Genomic DNA, 1,975 nt, shown 5'->3' with positions numbered 1-1,975 from the left:
TACAAGACTGTTATTCGGTACTAGGTGTTGTGCATTCCTTGTGGAAGCATATTCCTTACGAATTTGATGACTATATTGCTAACCCGAAAGAAAATGGCTATCGCTCTTTGCACACAGCTGTCATTGGGCCAGAAGGAAAGGTCATGGAAGTGCAGATCCGTACGAGGGAAATGCACGAGGAAGCCGAACTGGGAGTTTGTGCTCACTGGCGCTATAAAGGTACCGATGTTAAAAGTCGATCTTCAGGGTATGAGGAAAAGATCAACTGGCTTAGACAAGTACTGGAATGGCAAGAGGAGGTGGGTGATGCCTCGGAAATTGCAAACCAGCTAAGCTCAGACGTTGGTGAAGACCGTATTTACGTATTTACACCTGATGGCCATGTTGTTGATTTGCCAAATGGCGCAACGCCGGTAGATTTTGCTTACCGTGTTCATACTGAGGTGGGCCATGCTTGTCGTGGTGCTAAAGTAAATGGTCGTATCGTGCCGTTAACTTACCCGCTTCGAACTGGCGAGCAGATTCATATTCTAACCTCTAACCAGGCTTCGCCGAGCCGTGACTGGTTAAATCCGAGTTTAGGCTATATTCAGACCTCGCGCTCACGAGCCAAGCTGGTTCATTGGTTTAAGCAACAGAATCGATCTCAGAATATCACTGATGGCCGAATACTTCTGGAGGATGAGCTTAAGCGCTTGTCTATTGGCGATATCCATTACTCGGAACTTGTGGAACAAACTCAGTTCAATAAGGTGGATGACCTATTTGCGGCGATTGGTGCAGGAGACGTGAAGCCAACGCATATAGCGAATGTTGCTCAGAAAATTCTGCAGCCTAAAGAACAGCAATTGGATCTTCGTCTTGGTGCACCACAGCAGAAAGCGGCGAATAGTGCTGGGCGAGATGATATCAAGATCAAGGGCGTTGGGCGCTTACTAACAACTATGGCGAAGTGTTGCCAGCCTGTGCCAGGAGACCCAATTACGGGTTATATAACAGTTGGACGAGGCGTCTCGATACACCGACAGGATTGTATGAATTTGCTCCAGCTTGAAGACTTGGAGCCAAATCGTATTATAGAAGTTTCCTGGGGCTATGAAGCCGATGCAGCCTATGGTGTGGGTATTGAGATTCAAGCCTATGACCGAGAAGGCCTGCTTCGGGATATAACGATTGTACTAGCTAACGAGAAGGTCAATGTAACGGGCGTGAATTCATACTCTGACCCACAAGAAAATATTGCGACCATTACCATTGCAATGGATGTGTCGAGCTTGGCGAGTCTTGGGCAAGCCCTAGCCAAGATCAAGCAATTACCCAATATTATTGATGCTCGCAGAAAACGTAACTAAGGAGCTTTGGTGTCTTCAGAGAAAGTTAAAAAGGCTCAGGATAGTATTCTAGAAGGTGCTTCCAATAAAGATGGAGTACTGAGCCAGGCTTTGGATATTCAAGCGCGCGCAGCTAAGCACGGCTTTGATTGGCCTGAAATAGAGCCAGTTTTTGATAAAATAGCTGAAGAACTGGACGAGCTTAAGCAGGAAGTCATAAAAGCGAAAGCGCAGTGTAAGACAAGCACGGCTGAAGACCTTTTTAAAAGGCCTGAAATTCGAGCTGAGTTTGGTGACTTGCTTTTCAGCTGCTTGAATCTATCGCGCTTTCTAGGTGTACTTCCTCAAGATGCGCTTCAGCTTACCAATGATAAGTTTACTTCGCGCTTTCAATTTATCGAGGAGCAATTGGGCAATCAGGGCACTTCTGTGAGCGAGGTGCCCTTAACTCAACTAGACCAGCTCTGGGAGTTGGCCAAACTGAAAGAGAAATAAGCTTTCCAATTAGTTTTCTTCGCTAAAGTCGTAGTTCATTTCTGTAGAGGGTGCTTGCAGGTAGTAACCCTGAATATAGTTGACGCCCGCTTGCCACAAAGTTGATAGCAGGGCTGCACTCTCTACCAGCGGCACGATAGTGAGTTTAC

General features: G+C 46.5%; 2 protein-coding genes. Both read left to right on the top strand.

Going from position 1 to position 1,975, the window contains the following annotated elements; all coding sequences use genetic code 11:
- On the top strand, positions 1–1,352 hold a 1,352-nt coding region (locus A3766_RS25260), incomplete at its 5' end, for a bifunctional (p)ppGpp synthetase/guanosine-3',5'-bis(diphosphate) 3'-pyrophosphohydrolase (protein ID WP_156509130.1).
- Positions 1,353–1,361: 9 nt separating this feature from the next.
- Positions 1,362–1,826 carry a MazG nucleotide pyrophosphohydrolase domain-containing protein gene (locus A3766_RS25255; RefSeq protein ID WP_068642055.1) on the top strand — a complete coding sequence of 155 codons (465 nt, stop codon included), beginning with the start codon at positions 1,362–1,364 and terminating at the stop codon, positions 1,824–1,826.
- Positions 1,827–1,975: the final 149 nt, after the last annotated feature.

The organism is Oleiphilus sp. HI0132, assembly GCF_001635845.1.
The sequence above is the reverse complement of the archived record's forward strand: the minus strand, read 5'-3'. Positions and strand labels throughout refer to the sequence as shown.